This window comes from Variovorax sp. PDC80 (genome assembly GCF_900115375.1).
In the GTDB taxonomy this organism is placed as follows: domain Bacteria; phylum Pseudomonadota; class Gammaproteobacteria; order Burkholderiales; family Burkholderiaceae_C; genus Variovorax.
The window spans coordinates 1,188,124-1,211,409 of the sequence record NZ_FOWG01000001.1; the positions used below are offsets into that span (position 1 = coordinate 1,188,124).

The following is a 23,286-nucleotide window of genomic DNA, read 5'->3' on the forward strand; positions in this document are numbered from 1 at the left end:
GAAGAAAAAGGAAGGGAAAAACACGGGCGCGCCCTCGAACGGGAAGGCGCGGAACGATTCAGGTCTTGCGGGCCGCCGAACGCCGGATGGCTTCGTTGATCTCGGCGATGGAACGCTCGATGGCGTCCTCGTCGAGGTCCTCGATCTCGTCGTCGGCGAGCATGCCGGCCTGGATGGTCGAGGCGAACACGCCATCGCTGATGCTGTCGGTGGAGATGCCGGGCTCCTCGCCGGGCGCGTCGGGCATTTCCCACTCGAGCGCGATCAGCGTCACGTTGTCGCTGTGCGAGCCGCCCTTGCGCAGCGCCATCTCGGCGAGGTCGGGCGCGGCATCGGACACGGGCTTGCCGGACGACAGGGTGTGCACGATCAGCGCGTCGTCGAGCACGCCCCAGACGCCGTCGGAGCACAGCATGATGCGGTCGCCGCGCTGCAGCGCGAGCGGGGCCGACACGTCGAACAGCGGCGTGGTGGGCGAGCCGAGGCAGGTGAGCAGCAGGTTGCGGTTGGCGGGCGAGGACTCGGACACGCCGCGGTGGCGCGGGCGCTCGGCATGCGAATGGTCGAGCGTGCGCACCAGCAGCCGGCCGTCGCGCACGACGTACAGGCGCGAATCGCCGCAATGCATCCAGGTGGCCATGCCGGCCTGCAGCACGGCCGCGACCACGGTGGTGCGCGGCGTGTCGAGCATCGCCTTGCTGCTGGCGTAGCGCATGATCTGCTGGTGCGCGGCCATCGCCGACTCGGCGAGGAAGGCCTTGGGGTCCTTCACCATCGGGCGCGCCTCGCGCTGGTAGAGCGCGGCCACGGTCTGCAGCGCGATCTGCGCGGCCACCTCGCCCTCGGGATGGCCGCCCATGCCGTCGGCCAGCACGAACAGGCCCGATTCGCGCGTGTAGCAGTAGCCCATGCGGTCTTCGTTCTTGAGACGGCCGCCCTTGCGGCTGACCTGGAAGACGGAGAACTTCATGGCCGCGCCTCCAGGCGGGCAAGGATCGAGGAGGCGATGCGCTGCGTCGTCATGCCGGACGGGTCGTCGGTGCCGCAGCGCGGGGCGCGCTCTTCTTGTCGAAGGAGCGGATGTTGTCGATCGAGAGGCGGACCTTCTCGCCCACCGTGAGCTTGGTGTAGCGGCGCTCGCCCTCGCGGCTGAGTTCCTTCTGCAGCGCGAACACGGACTGCGGGCGCGAGAGCGGATCGAGCGACATGCACCACTCGACCACCTCGATAAGGTTGTCGGAATAGACGCCGCGCAGGCGCGACAGCGAGAGGCTCAGGCGGTCCTTCTCGATGCGGCGCGGCGCGTCGTTGGGCGGGTAGCCCTGCATGCAGGCGTAGATGCAGGCGCCGATCGCGTAGATGTCGGTCCAGGGGCCCATCGAGGAATCGCGGCGGTACATCTCGGGCGCGGCGAAGCCGGGCGTGTACATCGGGCGGATGAAGATGCCTTCCTTGCTGAGCACTTCGCGCGCGGCGCCGAAGTCGATCAGCACGGCCCGGTCGTCGTCGGTGACGAAGATGTTGGCGGGCTTGATGTCGAGGTGCAGCATCTTGTACTGGTGCACGATGCGCAGGCCGCGCAGGATCTCGTCGAACAGCGAACGGATGGTCGATTCGCGGAACACCTTCTGCCGCTTGAGGTCGCGCGCGGTGACCACGAAGTCCTGCAGGGTCGCGCCCTCCAGGTAGTTCATGACCATGTAGACGGTCTCGTTCTCGCGGAAGAAGTTGAGCACGCTGACCACCGAGGCATGCGAGATCTGCGCGAGCGAGCGGCCTTCCTCGAAGAAGCTCTTGAGGCCCAGGCGGTACAGCGAGAGCTTCTCGGCCGGCACCTGCGGGGCGAGTTCGCCGGGGCCGCGGGTGGCGAGCGAAGAAGGGAGATACTCCTTGACCGCGACCTGCTGGCCGCTGGGGTCGATGGCCAGGTACACCACCCCGAAACCGCCCGCCGACAACCTGCGAACGATGCGGTAGCCACCGATGATCGTATCGGGCAGCAGAGGTGACGGCTTGACCTTTGACATAATCCGGGAGTTTCGCCCGAAGGCGATGGTGCGGCAAGCGAACGCCGTGCCGGTGCCTCGGTGAATGCAAGCAGAACCACAGAGAGGCGCAATGCCAGTTTACAGCATGACCGGCTATGCCAGCGGCCAGAACGGCCCCTCGGGCAGCCACGCCGAAACCGACGCGCGGCCCTTGGCCGCGGGCCGGCTCGGGGTCGAAATCCGCTCGGTCAACAGCCGCTTTCTCGACCTCACCTTCAAGCTCCCCGAAGAGCTGCGCCAGCACGAGACCGCCCTGCGCGAACTGCTGACCGGCCGCCTCAAGCGCGGCAAGGTCGAACTGCGCGCGGCCATCGAAACCAATGCCCAGGGCGGCGTGGCGGAGCCTTCCGTCAAGCTGCTGCAACGGCTCAACGGCGTGCAGGACGGCATCAAGGCCTGGCTGCCCGGCGCGCGCGAACTCAGCGTGGCCGACGTGCTGCGGCTGGCCGGCAGCGACAGTACGCCGCGCGGCGACTGGGGCGCCGACCTGCTCGAGGTGGGCGCGAAGGCGCTCGAGGCGCTGGTGTCGGCCCGCCAGCGCGAAGGCGCGCGGCTGGCCAAGATGCTCGAGGCGCACCTGGGCCAGTTGCGCGAACTGGTCGCCCAGGCCGGCCCGCTGGTGCCACAGCTGGTCGAACAGCAGCGCACCCGTTTCCTCGAGCGCTGGCAGGAGGCCATGGGCCTGGGCGCCAACGGCGGCGGCACGCTGCCCGAGGCGGCGCAGGACCGCGCACTGACCGAGGCGACCGCGTTCGCGATCCGCATCGACGTGGCCGAGGAGCTGACGCGGCTGAACTCGCACCTCGACGAGATCGAGCGGCTGCTCAAGAAGGGCGGCGAGATCGGCAAGCGGCTCGACTTTCTGATCCAGGAACTGCATCGCGAGGCCAACACGCTGGGCTCCAAGTCGGCGGCGCTGGAACTCACGCGCATCGGCGTGGACATGAAGGTGCTGATCGAGCAGATGCGCGAGCAGGTCCAGAACATCGAGTGAGCGAGCGAGTGAAGGAAAGCATGGACTATCCCGGCAACATCTTCGTGGTTGCGGCACCGAGCGGGGCCGGCAAGTCGAGCCTCGTGAAGGCCCTGATGGAGCTCGACTCGGCGGTGCAGCCCTCCGTGTCGCACACGACACGCTCGCCGCGCGGGCAGGAAAAGCACGGCCGCGAATACTTCTTCGCCTCGACCTCGGAGTTCGACGCCATGGTGGCTTCGGACGCCTTCGTCGAATGGGCCCACGTGCACGGGCAGCGCTACGGCACCTCCAAGAAGGCGATCGAGGAACGCATCGCCCAGGGCGCCGACGTGATCCTCGAGATCGACTTCCAGGGTGCCCTGCAGATCCGCAAGGCCTTCGCGAACGCGGTGATGATCTTCATCCTGCCGCCGAGCTGGGAAGAGCTGCGCTCGCGGCTGGAACGCCGGGGCGAGGACAGCGCCGCGGTCATCGAACTGCGGCTGCAGAACGCCGCCGAAGAGATGGCCCAGGCCGGGAAATTCGATTTCGTTATAATCAACGAGTTATTTGAGCGCGCACTGTTCGATCTCAAGGCGATCGTCCACGCTCAGCGGCTCCGGTATTCCGCGCAGCGACGCGCGCGTGCCGACACTTTCGCCGCCTTGAACATCCCCTGATTCCACGCTCACCGACCGAAAGATTCCATCATGGCCCGCATCACCGTCGAAGACTGCCTGCAGCAGATCCCCAACCGCTTCCAGCTCGTGCTCGCCGCGACCTACCGCGCGCGCATGCTGAGCCAGGGCCATGCCCCGAAGATCGAAAGCAAGAACAAGCCGGCCGTGACCGCGCTGCGCGAGATCGCCGAAGGCAAGATCGGCCTGGAAATGCTCAAGAAGGTTCCCGGCTGATCGCTGACGCAGGCTTGCAACGGAAAAGCACCGCGACGCGGTGCTTTTTTTACGCCTGATCACGTCCACACAGCGGTCACGCTAAAGTGATAGCCATGAGCGCGGTCGCAAAATCTCAGTCCCATGCCCCTACGGGCACGCCGAAGCCGAGCCCGGCGGCGCTGAATGCGGCCGCCGCCAGCTTCGCGGCCCTGACGGCGCGGCTCGACTACCTGAGCCCCGAAGACACCGAACTGGTCCGCCGCGCCTACCGTTTTGCCGACGAGGCCCACCTGGGCCAGCTGCGCAACAGCGGCGAGCCCTACATCACCCACCCGATCGCCGTGGCGGCGCAATGCGCCGAATGGAAGCTCGACGCGCAGGCCCTGATGGCCGCCCTGCTGCACGACGCCATCGAGGACTGCGGCGTCACCAAGCCCGAGCTGATCGAGCGCTTCGGCGCGCCGGTGGCCGAACTGGTCGACGGCCTCACCAAGCTCGACAAGCTGCAGTTCAACACGCGCGAAGAGAACCAGGCCGAGTCCTTCCGCAAGATGCTGCTGGCGATGGCGCGCGACGTGCGCGTCATCCTGGTCAAGCTGGCCGACCGCACCCACAACATGCGCACGCTGGCCGATGCGCCGCGCGAGAAATGGGCCCGCATCTCACGCGAAACGCTCGACATCTACGCGCCCATCGCGCACCGGCTCGGCCTCAACCAGACGTACCGCGAGTTACAGGAACTGTCGTTCCGGCACCTCAAACCGTGGCGCTATGCCACGCTGGCCAAGGCCGTGGCCAAGGCGCGCGGCCGCCGGCGCGACCTGATCCAGAAGGTGCAGCGCGAGGTCGAGACCGCCTTCGCCGCCGCCCACATGACGCTGCGGATCGCGGGGCGCGAGAAGACGCTCTATTCGATCTACCGCAAGATGGAGGAAAAGCACCTGAGCTTCGCCCAGGTGACCGACATCTACGGCTTCCGGCTGATCGTGCCGAACGTGATCGCCTGCTACACCGGCCTGGGCATCCTGCACCAGATGTACAAGCCGCTGCCGGGCAAGTTCAAGGACCACATCGCGATCGCCAAGCTCAACGGCTACCAGTCGCTGCACACCACGCTGGTGGGCCCGGCGGGCGTCAGCGTCGAATTCCAGCTGCGCACCGACGCCATGCACGTGGTGGCCGAATCGGGCGTGGCGGCGCACTGGCTCTACAAGGCCGCGGACCCGAGCACGGCCAGCAACGACCGCCTGGGCACCAAGTGGCTGCAGTCGCTGCTCGACATCCAGGACGAGACGCGCGATGCCGCGGAGTTCTGGGACCACGTCAAGGTCGACCTGTTCCCCGACGCCGTCTACGTCTTCACGCCCAAGAGCCAGATCATGGCGCTGCCGCGCGGCGCGACCGTGGTCGACTTCGCCTACGCGATCCACAGCAACATCGGCGACCACACCTCGGCCGCACGCATCAACGGCGACCAGGTGCCGCTGCGCACCGAGCTCAAGAACGGCGACGTGGTCGAGGTGATCACCGCGCCGGTCTCCACGCCCAATCCGGCCTGGCTCGGCTTCGTGCGGACCGGCCGTGCGCGCTCGAAGATCCGCCACTACCTCAAGACCCTGGCCCATGCCGAATCCGAAGGCCTGGGCGAGAAGCTGCTGGCGCAGGCCCTGCGCGCCGAAGGCCTGAGCAAGCTGCCCGAGGACGATGCGGAGCACCAGCCGCTGTGGGAAAAGCTGCTGCGCTTCACCGGCAACCGCACGCGCGCCGAACTGCTGACCGACATCGGCCTGGGCAAGCGCATCGCGAGCATCGTGGCCAAGCGGCTGATGGCGCTCATGGCCGAGCTCGGCGAGCGCCCCGACGCGCTGCTGCTGAGCCGCGAGCGCTTCATCTCGCATGAAACCATCTCGCAGGGCGCCGTCACGCTTGACGGCAGCGAGAACTCTTCCGTGCGCTTCGCGCTGTGCTGCCGCCCGATCCCGGGCGACCCGATCGTGGGCTACCTAGGCCACGGCGAAGGCCTGGTGGTGCACACCGAGGCCTGCGGCGTGGGCCAGCGCCTGCGCCACAAGGACAGCGAACGCTTCTTCGCGGTCGAGTGGGCCGACGAACCGACGCGCGCCTTCGAGACCGGCGTGATCATCACCGTGCGCAACGACAAGGGCGTGCTGGCGCGCGTGGCCGCGACGCTGGCCGATGCCGAAGCCGACATCACCCACGTCGAGATGGCCGACGAGACGCCGCAGGATTCGACCGATCTGCGCTTCGTGATCGCGGTGCGCGATCGCTCGCATCTGGACGCGGTGCTGCGCTCGGTGCGCCGGACCACCTCGGTGCTGTCCGCGGCGCGCACCGTTCCCGCGTCCTGATTCCGCGCCGCGCCTGCGGCCCAGCCTCTATGCGGCGCCCGGCCCCGGCGCCGGATAGGCGACCGACAGCAGCTCGACCTCGTGCGTGCCGCCCGGCGTGACGAGCTTCACCACATCGCCCTCCCGCGCCTTCAGCAGCGCCCGCGCGATCGGCGAGATCCAGCTGACCTGCGACTGCGCGCTGTCGGCCTCGTCGATGCCGAGGATCGTCACGCTGCGCTCGTCGCCGTTCTCGTCCGCGTAGCGCACCGTGGCGCCGAAGAAGACCTGGTCGCTGCCGTGGTGCACCGAGGGATCGGTCACCTCGGCAATTTCGAGGCGCTTGGTGAGGAAGCGGATGCGGCGGTCGATCTCGCGCAGCCGCTTCTTGCCGTAGAGGTAGTCGCCGTTCTCCGAGCGGTCACCGTTCTTGGCGGCCCAGTGCACGGCCTCGACCACCTTGGGCCGCTCCTCGTCCATCAGCTGCAGCAGCTCGGTCCGCAGCCGCGCATAGCCGGCGGGGGTGATGTAGTTCTTGCCGCCCGCGGGCAGCGGCGGCATCGCGCCGTCGGCACCGTCGTCGTCCGCGTCGGAATCCGTTTCCTTGGTGAATGCCTTGTTCAAGCGACGCCTCCGGAGATCGAAAGAGAAGCGTGGCGTCCGCCGCGCGGACGAGCCTCGTACCAAAAAGAAAAGGGTCAACTCGTTTCCGAGTTGACCCTTGAAGAGTGGTGCGGCTGGCAGGAATTGAACCCACGACCCCTTGGTTCGTAGCCAAGTACTCTATCCAACTGAGCTACAGCCGCACAGCTTGCTATCATAGCATGTATTTTTGAGGCCTTTTCGATCCGTCGAAACAAATCTCAAAAATACGGGTGGTAGGCCGTGATGGGCTTGAACCATCGACCAACGGATTATGAGTCCGCTGCTCTAACCAACTGAGCTAACGGCCCACGTGGGCTCGATTCTATTCGCGCCGAAAAGGCGCCTTGCTACTTGCGGTGGCTCAGCGCGTTGCTGACCAGCTTGGAAGTGATGTCGACGATCTGGATCATGCGCTCGTAGGGCATGCGCGTCGGGCCGATCACGCCCAGCGTGCCCACGACCTGGCCGTCGACCTCGTAGTTGGCGCTGACGATGGACAGCTCCTCGACCGGCACCACCTGGCTCTCGCCGCCAATGAAGATGCGCACGCCCTCGGCCTTGCTCGACACGTCGAGCAGCCGCATCAGCTGCGCCTTCTGCTCGAAGAGCTCGAAGGCGCGGCGCAACTGCCCCATGTCGCTCGAGAAGTCGCTGACCGCGAGCAGGTTGCGCTCGCCCGAGATCACGACGTCGTCCTCCTGCGATTCGCTCAGCACGTCAGAACTGACCTTCACGGCCGCCTGCATCAGCGCCGCGATCTCGCCGCGCAGCGTGTCGACCTCGGACTGCAGCCGGTCGCGCACCTGCTCGATCGTCAGGCCCGCATAGTGGGCGTTGATGTAGTTCGCGGCCTCGACCAGCTGCGACTGCGAGTAGTCGGCCTCGGGAAAGATCACGCGGTTCTGCACGTCGCCTTCGGGCGAGACGATGATCACCAGCAGCCGGCGGTCCGACAGGCGCAGGAACTCGATCTGCTTGAACACCGACGAGCGCCGTGGCGCCATCACCACGCCGACGAACTGCGAGAGGTTCGACAGCAGGTGCGCCGCGTTGGCGATCACGCGCTGCGGCTGGTCGGGCGCGAGGCTCGGCGCGGCCAGGTGCTCGCGCTGCGCGGTGAGCATGGTGTCGACGAAAAGCCTGTAGCCGCGCGCCGTGGGCACGCGGCCGGCCGAGGTGTGCGGACTGGCGATCAGCCCGAGCGACTCGAGGTCCGACATGACGTTGCGGATGGTCGCGGGCGAGAGGTCCAGGCCCGAGGAACGCGAGAGCGTTCGCGAGCCGACAGGCTGGCCTTCGGCGATGTAGCGCTCGACGAGCGTCTTGAGCAGCAACTTGGCGCGGTCGTCCAGCATTGCAAGATTTTAGTGTTGTAATTTGTAGCCATGACCTCTCCCTTTCGTCACGTCGCGCTGATCGGCAAATACCAGGCTTCCGGAGCCCGGTGCGGCGAGCGCGACAGCGTGATGGAGGGCATTGCGAGTTTTCTCGAATCCCAGGGCTGCAAGGTCTACGTCGAACAGCCGCGCGGCGACGACGAACCGGCCCAGGCCCTGCCCACCGGCGACCGCTACGAGGCCCTCACGGTCGAGCAGATCGGCCAGCAGTGCGACCTCGGCCTGGTGGTCGGCGGCGACGGCACCATGCTCGGCATCGGCCGGCAGCTCGCGGCCTTCGGCATCCCGCTGATCGGCATCAACCGGGGCCGGCTCGGCTTCATCACCGACATTCCGCTCGACAACTTCCAGGCCACGCTGATCCCGATGCTGGCCGGCGAATACGAGGAAGACCACCGCAGCCTGATGCACGCGCAGGTGATGCGCGACGGCGCCGTGGTGTTCGATGCGCTCGCGATGAACGACGTGGTGGTCAACCGCGGCGCGACCTCGGGCATGGTCGAGCTGCGGGTATCGGTGGGCAAGCATTTCGTGGCCAACCAGCGCGCCGACGGCCTGATCATCGCGTCGCCCACGGGTTCGACGGCCTATGCGCTGTCGGCCGGCGGGCCGCTGCTGCATCCGGCGGTGCCGGGCTGGGTGCTGGTGCCGATCGCGCCGCACACGCTGTCAAACCGCCCGGTGCTGCTGCCCGATGCCGACGAGATCGTGATCGAGCTCGTGGGCGGGCGCGATGCCAGCGCGAATTTCGACATGCAATCGCTGGCCTCGCTCGCGATCGGCGACCGCGTGGTGGTGCGCCGCTCCGATTTCCGGGTGCGCTTCCTGCACCCGCGCGGCTGGAGCTATTTCGACACGCTGCGCAAGAAACTGCATTGGAACGAAGGAGGTTCCTGAGATGGCGCTCAGACGCATCGCACTGCGCGATTTCGTGATCGTGCGATCCCTGGAGATCGACCTGTCCGACGGCTTCACGGTGCTGACCGGCGAAACCGGCGCGGGCAAATCCATCCTGATCGACGCGCTGCAGCTCGCGCTCGGCAACCGCGCCGATGCGGGCGCGGTGCGCGAAGGCGCCGAGCGGCTCGACGTGAGCGCGGAGTTCGACCACGACCCGGCCTTCGTGGCGTGGCTCGACGAAGGCGGCTTCGAGCCGGGCGATGCCCTGCTGCTGCGCCGCACCGTCGACCTGCAGGGCCGCAGCCGCGGCTGGATCAACGGCAGCCCCGCCACCGCGACGCAGCTGCGCGACATCGGCGACCGGCTGCTCGACATCCATGGCCAGCACGCCTGGCAGAGCCTCACGCGGCCCGACGCGGTGCGCGGCCTGCTCGATGCCTACGCCGGCGTGCGCATCGATGCGCTCGACGCCGCCTGGCAGGGCTGGCGCCAGGCGCTGTCCGCGCTCGAGCGTGCGCGCGGCACGCAGGATTCGCTGCAGCGCGAGCGCGAACGGCTGCAGTGGCAGATCTCGGAGGTCGCGAAGCTCGCGCCCGGCGCCGACGAATGGGAAGAACTGTCGGGAAGCCACACGCGCATCTCGAACGCGCAGGCGCTGATCGACGCCGCCCAGGGCGCCAGCCACGCGCTCGAGGACGAGGACAACGGCGCGCTGGCCGCGCTCTCGCGCGCGGTCACGCTGCTGCAGAACTGCGAACACATCGAGCCCGAGTTCCGCGCGCTCGGCGAGGTGCTGTCCTCGAGCATCGCGCAGGCCGCCGACGCCGCGCACTCGCTGCACGGTTACCTGCGCGACGCCGACACCGACCCGCAGCGTCTGGCCGAACTCGACGAACGCATGAGCCTGTGGATGTCGCTGGCGCGCCGCTACAAGCGCCCGCCGGTCGAGCTGCCGGCGCTGCTGGCCGGCTGGCAGGCCGAGCTGCAGGCCCTCGACGCGCAAAGCGACCTCGAAGGCCTGGAACGTGCCGAGCAGACGGCGCAGCAGGCTTACCTGAAGGAGGCCCGTGCGCTCGGCAAGCTGCGCAAGCAGGCCGCGCCCAAGCTGGCCCAGGCGGTCACGCAGGCGATGCAGGGCCTGGGCATGCAGGGCGGCCGCTTCGAGGTCGATCTGCAGCCGCTGGCCCAGCCGGGCAAGGCCGGTCTCGAGGAGATCGCCTTCCTGGTCGCCGGCCACACCGGCAGCACGCCGCGGCCGATCGGCAAGGTGGCCTCGGGCGGCGAACTCTCGCGCATCGCGCTCGCGATCGCGGTCACCACCAGCCAGCTCGGCGCCGCCCAGACGCTGATCTTCGACGAGGTCGATTCGGGCGTCGGCGGCGCGGTCGCCGAGACCGTGGGCCGGCTCATGAAGCAGCTCGGCCGCGACCGCCAGGTGCTCGCGGTCACCCACCTGCCCCAGGTGGCGGCCTGCGCCGACCACCACCTCGTGGTCGCCAAGCGGCAGACCGCGGGAACCACCGGCAAGGATGGTCCGCGCACCGAGAGCGGCGTGTCGCTGCTCGACGACGACAGCCGCGCGAACGAGATCGCCCGCATGCTGGGCGGCGAGAAGGTCTCGCAGACCTCGCTCGCCCACGCGCGCGAGATGCTGGGCCACAAGACGCCGGCGGCCACCTCATGAAGGCGGTGCGCCACGACCACGGGGCTGCGCGATGAGCCTCGACCTGGTGCTCATCACTGGCATGTCGGGCTCCGGCAAGTCGGTCGCGCTGCATGCGCTCGAGGACGCGGGCTACTACTGCGTCGACAACCTGCCGCCCGAGCTGCTCACGCCCTTCATCGCGCTGCAGCATGCGCAGAACGCGCAGCGCGTGGCGATCGCGATGGACGTGCGCAGCGGCGTCTCGCTGCCGATCGTTCCGCAGCAGCTCGAGGCGCTGCGCAACGACGGCGTGTCGCTGCGCTCGCTGTTCCTCGACGCGACCACCGACGCGCTGCTGCGCCGCTATTCGGAAACCCGGCGCCGCCATCCGCTGTCGAGCCAGGAAGGCCGCACCGACGTGCCCGACCAGCAGCGCGTGCTGGTGCAGGCCATCGAGCTCGAGCGCGAACTGCTGGCCGACCTGCGCGAAGGCGCCGACGTGATCGACACCAGCCTGATCCGGCCGGCGCAGCTGCAGAGCTACGTCAAGTCGCTGATCTCGGCGCCGCAGAGCCGCCTGACGCTGGTCTTCGAGTCCTTCGCATTCAAGCGCGGCGTGCCGCTCGATGCCGATTTCGTGTTCGACGTGCGCATGCTGCCCAACCCGCACTACGTGCCCACGCTGCGGCCGCTGACGGGCCGCGACGCGCCGGTGGCCGACTGGCTGCGCGAGCACGACGACGTGGCGCGCATGTACGAGGACATCGAGCAGTTCCTCACGCGCTGGCTCGATGCACTCGCACGCGACCACCGCAGCTACGTGACGGTGGCGATCGGCTGCACCGGCGGCCAGCACCGCTCGGTGTTCCTGGTCGAGCAGCTGGCGCGCAGCTTCGGCGCGCGCTGGGGCGCGCTCAAGCGGCACCGCGAACTCGACGCGAGCTGAAGAAAAAAGGGCGAGGGGCCGAAAGCCTCAGCCCTCGGTGTTCTCGAGCAGCTTGCGCACCGGCGCGGGCAGCCCCAGGCCCAGCCATTCCGAGGCCTCGACCCAGCGCGCCGCATCGCCCTGCGGCGTTCCGCCATCGATGCGCACCGGATGCAGGTGCAGGTCCTTGTGGGTCAGCACGTGCACGAAGGGCGCGAGGTCCTCGCAGCGATCGCGTTCGGCCGCGGGCAGCGCGGCCAGCAGTTCGTCGCGCGAATCGAACACCGGCAGGCAATGCAGGCCGGCCCAGATGCCCTTGGCGGGCCGCTTCTCGAGCCACACGCGCCCGCTCGCATCGCGCGCCAGCAGCACCCACAGCGACTGCGCCGTGCGCCGCAGCTTGCGCGTCTTGACCGGATAGCGCTCGGGCGAGCCTTCGCGCAGCGCCACGCAGCTGTCGTTGACCGGGCACAGCATGCAACTCGGCTTGCGCGGCAGGCACACGGTGGCGCCGAGGTCCATCTGGCCCTGCGTGTAGCTCGCGATCGCCTCGCGGTCGTCGGCCGGCGGCAGCAGCCGCGTCGCATGCTCCCAGAGCAGGCGCTCGCTGGCCGAGGAGGACAGGTCCTCGCCGAAGCCCAGCACGCGCGTCAGCACGCGCTTGACGTTGCCGTCGAGGATGGCGACGCGCTCGCCGAAGCAGAAGGCCGCAACGGCCGCGGCGGTGGAACGGCCGATGCCCGGCAAGGTCGCCAGTTCGGCGGCCGTCTGCGGGAAGCTGCCGCCGAAGCGCGCCATCACCTCCTGCGCGCAGCGGTGCATGTTGCGGGCGCGGCTGTAATAGCCGAGGCCGCTCCACAGGCCGAAGACCTCGTCCTCGGTGCCTTCGGCCAGCGCCCGCACGTCGGGAAAGCGCTCGAGGAAGCGCGCGAAATAGCCGAGCACGGTCGTGACCTGCGTCTGCTGCAGCATCACCTCGGACAGCCACACGCGGTAGGGATCGCGCGTGTTCTGCCACGGCAGCTCGCTGCGGCCATGGCTGCGCTGCCAGGCGACCACGCGCTCGGCGAAGTGCGCCGGGAGTTTCAAGGCGGCGGACGCGGCAGCCTCGCGGCTGCGCTTGCGCGTGCGCGCGGCAACGGTCGCCGGCACGCCGTGCTCAGGCCGCGGCACGCAGCTCGCCGGCCGAGGCCGCCGTGGCGGACGGCTTGCCCTGCTGCGCGATCAGCGCGGTGAATTCGCTCAGGCGCTGCTGCAGCCCGGCCAGCGCGCTCTCCTGCGCCGCCAGTTCGAGCAGCCGCTCGTCGAGGCTGCCGGCCGCGTTCTGGATGCGCTCGATCGCCTCGATGCGCTTGCTGAAGTTGCGGCGGCGCTCCTTGAGCTGCGCATCGATCTGCGCGCTGGCGCCCTTGCTCCAGCGCTCGACCTCGGTCATGGCTGCCTCGTTCACCAAGCGCAGCCGGCTCGCGAGCGCGCGCACCAGCTTGTCGCAGAAGTCGGCCTGCGCGAGCTTGAGCATGTTGCCCACGCCCAGGTAGTGGATGTGGCTGCGCTCGATCTGGCTGAGCTCCTGCTCGAAGCCGCTGAGGTCGGGCTCGGCCGGCGCCTGCAGGGTGAAGCCCTGCTCGGCATTGAGCTGGCGGAAGGTGGCGTGCAGCATCGACTGGATCTCGGCCGTGGTCGCCTGCACCTCGCGCAGGTTGTTGCGCAGCGAATCGAAGGTCTCGCCGTACACCTTGCGCACGTTGAACTTGACACCGGGGCGCTTGAGCGCGGCCGACAGCCGCACCATGTCGGCCTTGAGCGCCGTGCGGCCCAGCACCGCGTAGACCTCGCGCAGCAGCTTGCCCTGCACCGAGCGCAGCGCCAGGATGCGCGCGTTGCTGCCCTCGAACTCGTTCTGTTCCTGGTCGATGCGCGCGCGCATGTGCCGGATCACCGACACGTTCTTGCCGCGCAGCCCCTGCAGCTCGAGCGCCTGCTCGGCCAGGTCGCGCTGGCGCACCTTGAGGATGCGCTCGGCCTCGGTCCGCAGCGCGGCCATGCCGGCATCGACGGCCAGCCGCAGCATGGTCTCGCGCTTGCCGAGCACGCCCTGGCCCAGCAGGGCCTCGAGCGCGGGCAGGCGGCTGGCCTCGAGCAGCCGCGCGTCGCGGTGCACCTTGGCCTGCAGGCCCTTCTGCGCGGACACCGGCAGCACCTGTGCGAGCGGCACGTCGAGGTGCTTGGCGGCGACCTGGCGCTGCTGCTCGATCTGCTGCTCGATCTGCGCGTGGGTGCTCAGTGTGTCCCACAGGGTGTCGATCTTGTTGAGCACCACGAAGCGCGTGTCGCTGCCCTCGTTCTCGGTCACCAGGTGCTCGCGCCAGATCGACAGGTCGGAGCGGGTGACGCCGGTTTCGGCGCCGAGGATGAAGACCACCGCATGCGCCTGCGGGATCAGGCTCACCGTCAGCTCGGGCTCGGCGCCGATCGCGTTGAGGCCCGGGGTGTCGAGGATCACCAGCCCCTGCTCGAGCAGCGGATGCGGCATGTTCAGCACGGCATGGCGCCAGCGCGGGATCTCGACCCGGCCCTCGGCGTCCTGCACCGGGTTGTCGTCGGGCGTTTCCTCGTTCCAGAAGCCCAGCGCGCGCGCCTCGTCCTGCGAGACCCAGCGCACCTCGGCCACCTTGGCCATGGCCTGGGCCAGCCGTTCGGCATCGCCGACGTCGATCGCGATCTCGGTCCAGCGCGCGGGCTGGTCGCGCCAGTAGGCGAGCGAATGCGGTTCGAGGCGGGTCTCGATCGGCAGCAGGCGCAGCTTGGGCGCCAGCATGGCGTCGTAGCCGAGCTCGGTCGGGCACATGGTGGTGCGGCCCGCGCTCGCCGGCATGATGCGCCGCCCGTAGCCGGCGAAGAAGATCGCGTTGATCAGCTCCGACTTGCCGCGCGAGAACTCGGCGACGAAGGCCACCATGACCTTGCTGGTGCGGATCTGCGATTCGAGCCCGCGCAGCCGCTCGGCCACCGCCTGGTCGAGCAGCTCGTTCTCGGTCAGCCAGCGGGACAGCCACTGCAAGCGGTGGGCGAAATTGCTCCGCCACGCACCGTGCTGGTCGAGTTGTTGGTTGAAGGAGCGGCTCAAGGTGGAAATGTAAAAACTTTCTTACAAATATAACATCGCAATCTGAAAACCGGGTGACCGGTACGCATTGACCTCCGGCCGTGCTGCGGCACTGCGACCGTTCATCGGACTACTTCTGGCACACCGGACAGAAATAGGTCGAGCGCTGCCCCTGGCGCAGCAGCCGGATCGGCGTGCCGCAGACCCTGCACGGTTCGCCGGCACGGCCGTAGACCGTGGCCTCGAGCTGGAAGTAGCCGTTCTGGCCGTCGATGGAAAAGTCGCGCAGGGTGCTGCCGCCCTTCTCGACCGCCCGCGCCAGGATCTCCTTGACCGCAGCATGCAGCCGCGCGGCGCGCGGCCGGCTAATGCGCGCGGCCGACAGCGTGGGACGGATGCCGGCCTGGAACAGCGCCTCCGAGGCATAGATGTTGCCCACGCCCACCACCACGTCGCCCGCGAGCAGCACCTGCTTGATCGCGGTACGGCGCTTGCGCAGGCCGGCATGGAAGGCATCGAGATCGAAGGCCTCGCCCAGCGGCTCCATGCCGAGCCCGCCGAGCAGCTTGATCGCCCAGGGCGCGGCCTCGTCGTCGACATAGACCACGGCGCCGAAGCGGCGCGGATCGTTGAGCCGCAGCGTGCCGCGGTCGGTGACCAGGTCGAAGTGATCGTGCACGCCGGGCTCGGGCAAGGCGGCATCGAAGCGCAGGCTGCCCGACATGCCCAGGTGCAGCAGCAGCAGGCCCACGTCGAGATCGATCAGGAGGTATTTGCCGCGCCGGCGCACCTCGCGCACGCGGCGCCCCACGAGCAGCTCGGGCGCCACCATCAGCGCCCAGCGCAGCGGCTTGCCGATGCGCACGGCATCGATGCGCGCGCCGGCGATGCGGTCCGCGATTCCGCGCCGCGTGACTTCGACTTCGGGTAGCTCAGGCATGGGGCTCCAACAACTGCAGGACACGAAGCCCCACGCGGTGCTCGTTCAAATGCATGGATTATTATGGTTCGATGATTCCATCGCCCCGCCGACACCGCCTTGCGGCGGCCGCGTCACTCGTGCTCCTGGCCTGCGCCGCCCACGTTCACGCGCAGTCCTCCGACCCCGCCGCGCCGGACAGCCCGGCTCCCATCATCGAACGCAGCGCGCCGCCCAGGCCGGCAACGCCCGCGAGCCCGCAGCCCGCCAAGCCGCCCGCGCGGACGGCGCCCGCGAAGCCCGCTGCAGCGGCCGCCGCGGCCGATCCCGCGCCGCAGCCTTCGGCCCTGAGCGCCGACATGTTCTACGAGATCCTCATGGGCGAGCTCAGCGCGCGCTCGGGCGATCCCGGTTCGGGCTACCAGTACGTGCTCGATGCGGCGCGCAGGCTGCGCGACGGCAAGCTGTTCCAGCGCGCGATCGAGATCGCGCTGCAGTCGCGCTCGGGCGATGCGGCCCTCGCCGCGGCACGCGCCTGGCAGGACACGGTGCCCAACTCGCGCGACGCGCGCCGTTTCGAGCTGCAGATCCTGATCCTGCTCAACCGCATCGGCGACACGACCGAACTGCTGCGCGCCGAGATCGCGGCCAGCCCGCAGGTCGAACGACCGCTGCTGATGGCCGTGATCGCGCGCAACTACTCGCGCGCCACCGACAAGAAGCTCGCCGCCTCGGTGGTCGAGCAGGCGCTGGTCGACGAATTCAAGAATCCCGCGACGGCGGGCATGGCCTGGGCCACGGTGGGCCGGCTGCGCCTCAATGCCGGCGACAACTCCGGTGCGCTCGAGGCCGCGCGGAAGGGCCAGCAGGCCGACCCGGCCTCCGATGCGCCCCCGGCGCTCGCGCTCGAACTCATCGATCCGGGCCAGCCGCTGGCCGAACCGATCGTCACGCGCTACCTGGCCGGCAACCCGAAGGCTTCGCCCGAGTTGCGCGTGGCCTATTCGCGCGTGCTGGTCGAGAACCGCCGCTACGCCGAGGCCTCGAGCCAGCTGCAATCGCTGACCGTCGCGCGCCCCGAGCTCGCCGAACCCTGGCTGCTGCTCGGCAGCCTGCAGGCCCAGGCACGCCAGGACGCCGCGGCCGAGACCTCGCTCAAGCGCTACCTCGAGCTGGCCAGCAGCCAGCCGGCCGCCGCCGCGCAGGCCGAGGCCGGCGACCGCAACCGCGGCGTGACGCAGGCCTACCTGCTGCTGTCGCAACTGGCCGAGCGGCGCAAGGACTTCACCGGCGCCGAGCGCTGGCTCGCGCGCATCGACAACACCGACGACCTGGTGATCGCGCAGACCCGCCGTGCCGGCCTGCTGGCGCGCCAGGGCAAGCTGCCGCAGGCACGCGAGCTCGTGCGCGGCCTGCCCGAGCGCACGCCCGAGGACAAGAAGCAGAAGTTCCTGGCCGAGGTGCAACTGCTGCGCGACGCCAAGCAGTTCCAGGCCGCCTACGACATGCTGGCCCAGGCCTCGGCCGCCGCGCCCGACGACACCGACCTCGTCTACGACCAGGCCATGATGGCCGAGAAGCTCGACCGCCTCGACGAGATGGAGCGGCTGCTGCGCCGGCTGATGCAGCTCAAGCCCGAGAACCAAAACGCCTACAACGCGCTCGGCTACTCGTTCGCCGATCGCAAGATCCGGCTCGAGGAAGCCCGCACGCTGATCCAGAAGGCCGTGCAGCTCGCGCCCGAGGACCCGTTCATTGCCGACAGCCTGGGCTGGGTCGAGTTCAGGCTCGGCAACACCGCCGAGGCCATCCGCATCCTCGAGGCCGCCTACAAGACGCGCCCCGATCCGGAGATCGGTGCCCACTTCGGCGAAGTGCTGTGGTCCATCGGCCAGAAGGACCGCGCGGTCACGATCTGGAAGGAAGCGCTGCTGAGCGACGCCGACAACGAAACCCTGCAGGAAACGCTCAAGCGCCTGCGGGTCAAGCCCTGAAATGGCGGCGCTCGTGGCCTCCGGCGGCGCGCGGCCCGATGGCGGCCGGCGTCTGCTGCTGACGGCAATCGCTACTTTTTCCATAGCGGGATGCGCGCAGTTGACGGGCGGCTCGAAGGCCTCCGTGCCGCGCGCGACGAATGCCTGGAGCGGCCGCATGTCGCTGCGCGTGGACAGCGAACCGGTGCAGACCTTCTCGGCGCTGTTCGAGCTGCGCGGCTCGCCCGAGACCGGCGAGCTCTCGCTCACCACGCCGATCGGCAGCACGCTGGCTCAGTTGCACTGGTCGCCCGGCGAAGCCCTGCTCAAGAACGGCAGCGACACGCGGCGCTACGCCTCGCTCGACGCGCTGATCGAAGCAGCCACCGGCGCCGCGATCCCGGTCGCCGCGCTGTTCGGCTGGCTCGAGGGCCGCAACGATCCCGTGCCCGGCTGGCGAGCCGACCTCGGCCAGCTCGCGAGTGGCCGGCTGCAGGCGCTGCGCGAGACACCGGCGCCGCGGGCCGACCTGCGCATCGTGTTCGAGCGCATGCCGGCGTCATGAAGGCGATCTACGACCTTCCCGCGCCGGCCAAGCTCAACCTCTTCCTCCACGTCACCGGCCGGCGCGACGACGGCTACCACCTGCTGCAGTCGGTCTTCATGCTGATCGACTGGTGCGACACGCTCCACGTCGAGCTGCGCGGCGACGGCCAGCTGAGCCGCGAGGACCTGACCTTGCCGCTGCCGGCCGACGACCTCGTGCTGCGCGCCGCGCGCGCGCTGCAGGCCCATGCGGCGCCGGGCCAGGGCGCGCACATCGGCATCGCGAAGCACGTGCCCTCGCAGGCCGGCATGGGTGGCGGCTCGTCCGATGCCGCGACCTGCCTGCTGGCGCTCAACCGGCTCTGGAACCTGCGGCTGCCCCTGTCGGAGCTCGCGCGCATCGGCCTGACGCTGGGCGCCGACGTGCCTTTCTTCCTCTCGGGCCACAACGCCTGGGTCGAAGGCATCGGCGAGAAAATCCGCCCGATCGAACTGCCGTCGGCACGCTTCGTGGTGGTCAAGCCACGCGAGGGACTCGATACCCGTTTAATTTTTTCTGCGGATGATCTGCAACGGGCAAGTCCTGTTGCTATAATCACGGGCTTTGCTGCAGTACGCGAACAGCACGCAGATCAAAACCTCTTGAGCCTCGGCGAGGAAGTTTTCGATTTCGGCCACAACGACCTGCAGCCGGTTGCCCAACGGCTCTGTCCCGCGATCACCGACGCCATCGATTGGCTCGGCGCCCAGGGATTCGATGCCAGGATGACCGGCTCCGGAAGTTCGGTGTTCGCCAGAATGCAGCAGGAACCGCAGAACGCGGAACTGCTTTCGAGCCCCACGGGCTGGCAGGTTCGCCAATGCGACAATCTGGCCGCTCATCCGCTTCGAGGTTGGGCAGCCTGAAAAACTGATCGGAGCGCCCAGGCGTTTCGATGCGACATATATCGGTAGGCGGTGCAAACCGTCGACCTGTGTAGGGGAGTCGCCAAGCTGGTTAAGGCACTGGATTTTGATTCCAGCATGCAAAGGTTCGAATCCTTTCTCCCCTGCCAAACCTTTCAGAAACTACGGCCCGCGGGCCGTAGTTTCTTTTTGAAGCCGCGGTCCCTGGACCCGGCACTTCGTTTGCGGCCGACCCGCTGCAATAATCGGCGGCCCCAGGGTCGCCAAGACTCGTAACTCTTTGGCGGCTTTCCCAAGCCAAATCGCTCAGCCGGGACGCGCTCATGCAGGCTCACCATCCTGATTTCATGGTTTTCACCGGCAATGCCAATCCGGGCCTTGCTGCAGAAATCGCGAGCAACCTGGGCACCACCCTCGGTGCCGCCCGCGTCGGTCGCTTCTCCGACGGTGAAGTCACCGTCGAGATCAACCAGAACGTGCGGGCACGCGATGTGTTCGTGGTGCAGTCCACCTGCGCCCCGACCAACGAGAACCTGATGGAACTGCTGATCATGGTCGACGCGCTCAAGCGCGCTTCGGCCGAACGCATCAGCGCCGTGATTCCCTATTTCGGCTATGCCCGCCAGGACCGCCGCCCGCGCTCGAGCCGCGTGCCGATCTCGGCCAAGGTCGTGGCCAACCTGCTGGAAACCGTGGGCGTCGAGCGCGTGCTCACGATGGACCTGCACGCCGACCAGATCCAGGGTTTCTTCGACATCCCGGTCGACAACATCTACGCCTCGCCCGTGCTGCTGGGCGACCTGCGCGCCAAGAACTACGAAGACCTGATCGTGGTCTCGCCCGACGTCGGCGGCGTGGTCCGTGCCCGCGCGCTGGCCAAGCAACTGAACTGCGACCTCGCGATCATCGACAAGCGCCGCCCCAAGGCCAACGTCAGCGAAGTCATGAACGTGATCGGCGAGATCGACGGCCGCAACTGCGTGATCATGGACGACATGATCGACACCGCCGGCACGCTGGTCAAAGCGGCCGAAGTGCTGAAGGAACGCGGCGCCAAGAGCGTCTACGCCTATTGCACGCACCCGATCTTCTCGGGTCCCGCGATCGAGCGCCTCAGCAAGGGCACGGCCCTCGACGAAGTGGTCGTGACCAACACCATTCCCCTTTCCGACAGCGCCAACGGCTGCGGAAAGATCCGCCAGCTCTCCGTGGCACCGCTGATCGCCGAGACGATCCAGCGCATTGCCAAGGGCGAGTCGGTGATGAGTTTGTTCTCGGACCAGGACAATCTCTTCTGAGATTGCGCTCCTGCCGTTCGGGCAAAAAGCCGGCTTCCCTGATCGGGAAGTCATTTTGAAACCGGCGCCGCACTGGTCGCGGTCGGCGCTCAAGAAGCGAAATGGCCGTCGTGCCTTCGCTCCAAGGAGTTAACTATGAAATTCGTCGCTTTCGAGCGCGCCAAGCAGGGCACGGGTGCGAGCCGCCGTCTCCGCATTTCGGGCAAGACGCCCGGCATCGTCTACGGTGGCGAAGGCCAGCCGCAACTGATCGAGCTCGATCACAACGCGCTGTGGCACGCCCTCAAGAAGGAAGCCTTCCACGCCTCCGTCCTCGAGATGGAACTGGGCGGCAGCGTGAGCAAGGTGCTGCTGCGCGACGTGCAATACCACCCGTTCCGCCAGCTGGTCCAGCACATCGACTTCCAACGCGTCGATGCCAAGACCCGCCTGCACATGAAGGTGCCGCTGCACTTCAAGGGCGAGGAAGAGTCCGATGCCGTCAAGCTCGACCACAACCTCGTGAACCACGTGCTGACCGAACTCGAAGTGAGCTGCCTGCCCAGCGACCTGCCCGAGTTCATCGAAGTCGACCTCTCGACGCTGAAGAAGAACGCCACGCTGCACGTCAACGACATCAAGCTGCCCAAGGGCGTGAAGTTCGTGAGCCACGGCAAGACCAACCCGGTCGTGGTCTCGGCCGTGCCGCCGCTGGTCGCCGAAGAGCCGGCACCTGCTGCCGAAGGCGCTGCCGAAGCTGCACCCGCAGCGGCTCCCGCCAAGAAGTCCGGCAAGAAGTAATTCTTCTCGGCTTCGCGCTGCAAACCAAAGGCCCGCCTCGCGCGGGCCTTTTGCATTGCGCGACCGCCCGATAATCCCGCCCCATGATCAAACTGTTCGTCGGCCTCGGCAATCCCGGGCCTGAATACGAAGCCACGCGGCACAACGCCGGCTTCTGGTGGATCGACGCCCTCGCGCGCGACTGGAAGCTCAACCTCGTGCCCGAGCGCAGCTACCACGGCCTCGCGGCGCGCGCGAACATTGGCGGCCAGAGCATCTGGCTGCTCGAGCCGCAGACCTTCATGAACCTCTCGGGCAAGTCGGTCGCCGCGCTCGCGCGCTTCTTCAAGATCGCGCCCGAGGAAATCCTCGTGGCGCACGACGAGCTCGACGTGGTGCCCGGCCAGGCCAAGCTCAAGTTCGGCGGCAGCCATGCGGGCCACAACGGCCTGCGCGACATCCATGCGCAGCTCGGCACCGGCGACTACTGGCGGCTGCGCCTGGGCATCGGCCATCCCGGCGTGAAGTCGGAGGTGATCAACTGGGTGCTCAAGAAGCCGCTGAAGGAACAACGCGACGCGATCGACGACGCGATCGTGCGCAGCCTGCATGCCCTGCCCGCGCTGCTCGCGGGCGAAATGGAAAAGGCCACGGCCACCATCCACACGAGCAAACCGCCCCGGCCCAAACCGCCGCGGCGCGAGCCTGGCGACGGCAGCGCGCCCGCCGCACCCTAGCCAGCGTTCATCGCGGGAAGCGCCGACAGAGCGCGAAGCAAGAGGGAGAGAAGAACGATGTCGACAACGAGGGAGAGAACGAGAAGAACGCACCGCATGCACCGGTCCATCGTCGCGAGCGCGATGGCCATCGGCGTCTGTGCAGTGACCAGCGCATTCGCGCAGCAGCCGGGCACGTCGACCTGGCGCTGCGGCAACAGCTACAGCGACCGCCCCTGCGCAGGCGGAACGACGGTGAAGGTGGACGACGCGCGCAGCGACGACGACCGCCAGGCCGCCGACGAAGCCACGCGGCGCAACGCGAAGCTCGCCGACCGGCTCGAACGCACGCGGCTGTCCGAGGAGAAGCAGGCGAATCAGCGCGACCAGCGCGCCGCTCAGGATGCCCAGCGCGCTGCCCTCGCGCAACGCAGGCTCGAAGCCCAGGAGCGCCTGGAGAAGGCCAGGGCCACGAAGCTCGCGGCCGAGCCGCGCAAGGCCACGGCCAGCTACGGGGAGAGACCGGGATCGAAGCCCGGCGAGGAAGGCGGCGCGAAGAAGAAGCGCCGCAAGCCCGCGGCCTCAGACGCCGGCTGAGGGTAGGGACGGAGGCTGCGGTGCCGCGGCCTTCGTTGCCGTGAGACGCTGGTACTTCTGCAGCAGCGTCTCGCGGCTTTCCACGTGGTCCGGATGGATCGGGATGCAGGCCACGGGGCAGATCTGCACGCACTGCGGCTCATCGAAGTGGCCCACGCATTCGGTGCACTTGTGCGGATCGATCTCGTAGATCGCCTCGCCCATGTAGATCGCATCGTTCGGGCACTCCGGCTCGCAGACATCGCAGTTGATGCATTCGTCGGTGATCATGAGGGCCATGCCGCGATTATCCCAGGCGGCGGAGTCCCCGGCGGCAACGTGGGAGAGCGATCCCTTCGGGGATCCGGTGCTACGGCACGCTTGTTGCAGTTGTCGGGTTATGCTGCGCCCCGCCCCATGAGCCTCTTCCTAATCAAGCGCCTTGCCACGCTGATCGGCACGCTGATCGGCGCCTCCATCATCGTCTTCCTCGTCCTGGAGATCCTGCCCGGCAACGCCGCGCAGATGCTCATGGGCCCGGACGCCGCCCCCGAAGCCGTCGCCGCCCTGGCCACCAAGCTCGGCCTCGACCAACCCGCCTGGACCCGCTACTGGCACTGGATCGCAGGACTTCTCACCGGCGACCTCGGCGACTCCTACGCCTACAGCTCCCCCGTGCTCGACCTCATCCTCGAGCGCCTCGCACTCACCGTCCCCCTGGCCCTCTT

Annotated in this window: 22 protein-coding genes, 3 tRNA genes and 1 pseudogene; 16 read left to right on the plus strand and 10 right to left on the minus strand. The window is 68.3% G+C overall.

Translation table 11 applies throughout. The features are described 5' to 3' along the window. Window positions 1-58: 58 nt before the first annotated feature. Window positions 59-970: a PP2C family protein-serine/threonine phosphatase gene (locus tag BM109_RS05445; RefSeq protein ID WP_093341139.1), complete on the minus strand. Its 912-nt coding sequence runs from the start codon at window positions 968-970 to the stop codon at window positions 59-61. A gap of 49 nt (window positions 971-1,019) precedes the next feature. Beyond that, window positions 1,020-2,027, minus strand: a complete 1,008-nt coding sequence (locus BM109_RS05450) for a serine/threonine protein kinase (RefSeq protein WP_093341141.1) — start codon at window positions 2,025-2,027, stop codon at window positions 1,020-1,022. Window positions 2,028-2,118: 91 nt separating this feature from the next. Here BM109_RS05450 and BM109_RS05455 point away from each other — a divergent pair, with 91 nt between their 5' ends. From BM109_RS05455 to BM109_RS05470, 4 genes are all read left to right on the plus strand, one after another. After that, window positions 2,119-3,042 carry a YicC/YloC family endoribonuclease gene (locus tag BM109_RS05455; protein ID WP_093341143.1) on the plus strand — a complete coding sequence of 308 codons (924 nt, stop codon included), beginning with the start codon at window positions 2,119-2,121 and terminating at the stop codon, window positions 3,040-3,042. A 20-nt stretch (window positions 3,043-3,062) separates the two neighbouring features. After that, on the plus strand, window positions 3,063-3,683 hold the full coding sequence (gene gmk, locus BM109_RS05460) for a guanylate kinase (protein WP_057595158.1): 621 nt from the start codon (window positions 3,063-3,065) through the stop codon (window positions 3,681-3,683). A gap of 30 nt (window positions 3,684-3,713) precedes the next feature. Further along, window positions 3,714-3,917 (plus strand): DNA-directed RNA polymerase subunit omega, encoded by a 204-nt coding sequence (gene rpoZ, locus BM109_RS05465; protein WP_057595157.1) that lies wholly within the window; start codon window positions 3,714-3,716, stop codon window positions 3,915-3,917. A gap of 95 nt (window positions 3,918-4,012) precedes the next feature. After that, entirely contained in the window at window positions 4,013-6,268 is a 2,256-nt protein-coding gene (locus tag BM109_RS05470; protein ID WP_093341145.1) for a RelA/SpoT family protein, read from the plus strand. Window positions 6,269-6,295: 27 nt separating this feature from the next. On the opposite strand, the gene greB is transcribed toward BM109_RS05470, so the two are convergent. The 4 genes from greB to hrcA all read right to left on the minus strand — a co-directional run bounded on the left by greB (window position 6,296) and on the right by hrcA (window position 8,247). Beyond that, on the minus strand, window positions 6,296-6,871 hold the full coding sequence (greB, locus tag BM109_RS05475) for a transcription elongation factor GreB (protein WP_093341147.1): 576 nt from the start codon (window positions 6,869-6,871) through the stop codon (window positions 6,296-6,298). A 105-nt stretch (window positions 6,872-6,976) separates the two neighbouring features. Continuing rightward, a tRNA-Arg gene (locus BM109_RS05480) sits at window positions 6,977-7,053 on the minus strand. A gap of 70 nt (window positions 7,054-7,123) precedes the next feature. Then, a tRNA-Ile gene (locus BM109_RS05485) sits at window positions 7,124-7,200 on the minus strand. A 39-nt stretch (window positions 7,201-7,239) separates the two neighbouring features. Continuing rightward, the gene (gene hrcA, locus BM109_RS05490) at window positions 7,240-8,247 is read right to left on the minus strand and encodes a heat-inducible transcriptional repressor HrcA (protein WP_093341149.1); all 1,008 of its coding nucleotides are present in this window, start codon (window positions 8,245-8,247) and stop codon (window positions 7,240-7,242) included. Window positions 8,248-8,277: 30 nt separating this feature from the next. Here hrcA and BM109_RS05495 point away from each other — a divergent pair, with 30 nt between their 5' ends. The 3 genes from BM109_RS05495 to rapZ are packed head-to-tail and all read left to right on the plus strand — an operon-like array spanning window position 8,278 to window position 11,780. Further along, complete coding sequence (locus tag BM109_RS05495) at window positions 8,278-9,186, plus strand: NAD kinase (RefSeq protein WP_093341151.1); 909 nt, start codon at window positions 8,278-8,280, stop codon at window positions 9,184-9,186. Between the two features lies 1 nt (window position 9,187). Next, window positions 9,188-10,873, plus strand: a complete 1,686-nt coding sequence (gene recN, locus BM109_RS05500) for a DNA repair protein RecN (RefSeq protein WP_093341153.1) — start codon at window positions 9,188-9,190, stop codon at window positions 10,871-10,873. Window positions 10,874-10,904: 31 nt separating this feature from the next. After that, a complete protein-coding gene (gene rapZ, locus BM109_RS05505) occupies window positions 10,905-11,780 on the plus strand; it encodes an RNase adapter RapZ (protein WP_057595151.1) in 876 nt (291 codons plus the stop codon). Between the two features lie 27 nt (window positions 11,781-11,807). Here the strand turns inward: rapZ and mutY are convergent, their stop codons facing one another. The 3 genes from mutY to mutM all read right to left on the minus strand — a co-directional run bounded on the left by mutY (window position 11,808) and on the right by mutM (window position 15,805). Then, on the minus strand, window positions 11,808-12,848 hold the full coding sequence (mutY, locus tag BM109_RS05510) for an A/G-specific adenine glycosylase (protein WP_093341283.1): 1,041 nt from the start codon (window positions 12,846-12,848) through the stop codon (window positions 11,808-11,810). Window positions 12,849-12,918: 70 nt separating this feature from the next. Further along, a complete protein-coding gene (locus BM109_RS05515; RefSeq protein ID WP_093341154.1) occupies window positions 12,919-14,886 on the minus strand; it encodes a dynamin family protein in 1,968 nt (655 codons plus the stop codon). Window positions 14,887-14,995: 109 nt separating this feature from the next. Continuing rightward, a complete protein-coding gene (mutM, locus tag BM109_RS05520) occupies window positions 14,996-15,805 on the minus strand; it encodes a bifunctional DNA-formamidopyrimidine glycosylase/DNA-(apurinic or apyrimidinic site) lyase (protein ID WP_093341156.1) in 810 nt (269 codons plus the stop codon). A 71-nt stretch (window positions 15,806-15,876) separates the two neighbouring features. Between mutM and BM109_RS05525 the strand changes: the two genes are divergently transcribed. The 8 genes from BM109_RS05525 (at window position 15,877) to BM109_RS05560 (ending at window position 22,579) form a co-directional block, all read left to right on the plus strand. Continuing rightward, on the plus strand, window positions 15,877-17,778 hold the full coding sequence (locus BM109_RS05525) for a tetratricopeptide repeat protein (RefSeq protein ID WP_093341157.1): 1,902 nt from the start codon (window positions 15,877-15,879) through the stop codon (window positions 17,776-17,778). Between the two features lie 124 nt (window positions 17,779-17,902). Continuing rightward, complete coding sequence (locus tag BM109_RS05530) at window positions 17,903-18,322, plus strand: lipoprotein insertase outer membrane protein LolB (RefSeq protein ID WP_256222364.1); 420 nt, start codon at window positions 17,903-17,905, stop codon at window positions 18,320-18,322. Next, window positions 18,319-19,209, plus strand: coding sequence for a 4-(cytidine 5'-diphospho)-2-C-methyl-D-erythritol kinase (ispE, locus tag BM109_RS05535; RefSeq protein ID WP_093341160.1), 891 nt, complete (start codon window positions 18,319-18,321; stop codon window positions 19,207-19,209). The genes BM109_RS05530 and ispE overlap by 4 nt, the downstream gene beginning before the upstream one ends. 72 nt (window positions 19,210-19,281) lie before the next feature. Continuing rightward, a tRNA-Gln gene (locus BM109_RS05540) sits at window positions 19,282-19,358 on the plus strand. A gap of 174 nt (window positions 19,359-19,532) precedes the next feature. After that, window positions 19,533-20,507 carry a ribose-phosphate pyrophosphokinase gene (locus BM109_RS05545; protein ID WP_093341162.1) on the plus strand — a complete coding sequence of 325 codons (975 nt, stop codon included), beginning with the start codon at window positions 19,533-19,535 and terminating at the stop codon, window positions 20,505-20,507. A 135-nt stretch (window positions 20,508-20,642) separates the two neighbouring features. Continuing rightward, window positions 20,643-21,287 (plus strand): 50S ribosomal protein L25/general stress protein Ctc, encoded by a 645-nt coding sequence (locus BM109_RS05550; protein WP_093341163.1) that lies wholly within the window; start codon window positions 20,643-20,645, stop codon window positions 21,285-21,287. A gap of 83 nt (window positions 21,288-21,370) precedes the next feature. Further along, window positions 21,371-22,003: an aminoacyl-tRNA hydrolase gene (gene pth / locus BM109_RS05555; protein ID WP_057595144.1), complete on the plus strand. Its 633-nt coding sequence runs from the start codon at window positions 21,371-21,373 to the stop codon at window positions 22,001-22,003. Window positions 22,004-22,099: 96 nt separating this feature from the next. Beyond that, window positions 22,100-22,579 (plus strand): hypothetical protein, encoded by a 480-nt coding sequence (locus BM109_RS05560; RefSeq protein ID WP_256222365.1) that lies wholly within the window; start codon window positions 22,100-22,102, stop codon window positions 22,577-22,579. Here BM109_RS05560 and BM109_RS05565 read toward each other — a convergent pair. Then, window positions 22,565-22,858 carry a YfhL family 4Fe-4S dicluster ferredoxin gene (locus BM109_RS05565; protein WP_093341166.1) on the minus strand — a complete coding sequence of 98 codons (294 nt, stop codon included), beginning with the start codon at window positions 22,856-22,858 and terminating at the stop codon, window positions 22,565-22,567. The two genes, BM109_RS05560 and BM109_RS05565, sit on opposite strands and share 15 nt — an antisense overlap. A 117-nt stretch (window positions 22,859-22,975) precedes the next feature. Between BM109_RS05565 and BM109_RS05570 the strand changes: the two are divergent. Further along, window positions 22,976-23,286: pseudogene (locus tag BM109_RS05570) on the plus strand (ABC transporter permease); the annotation flags it as partial.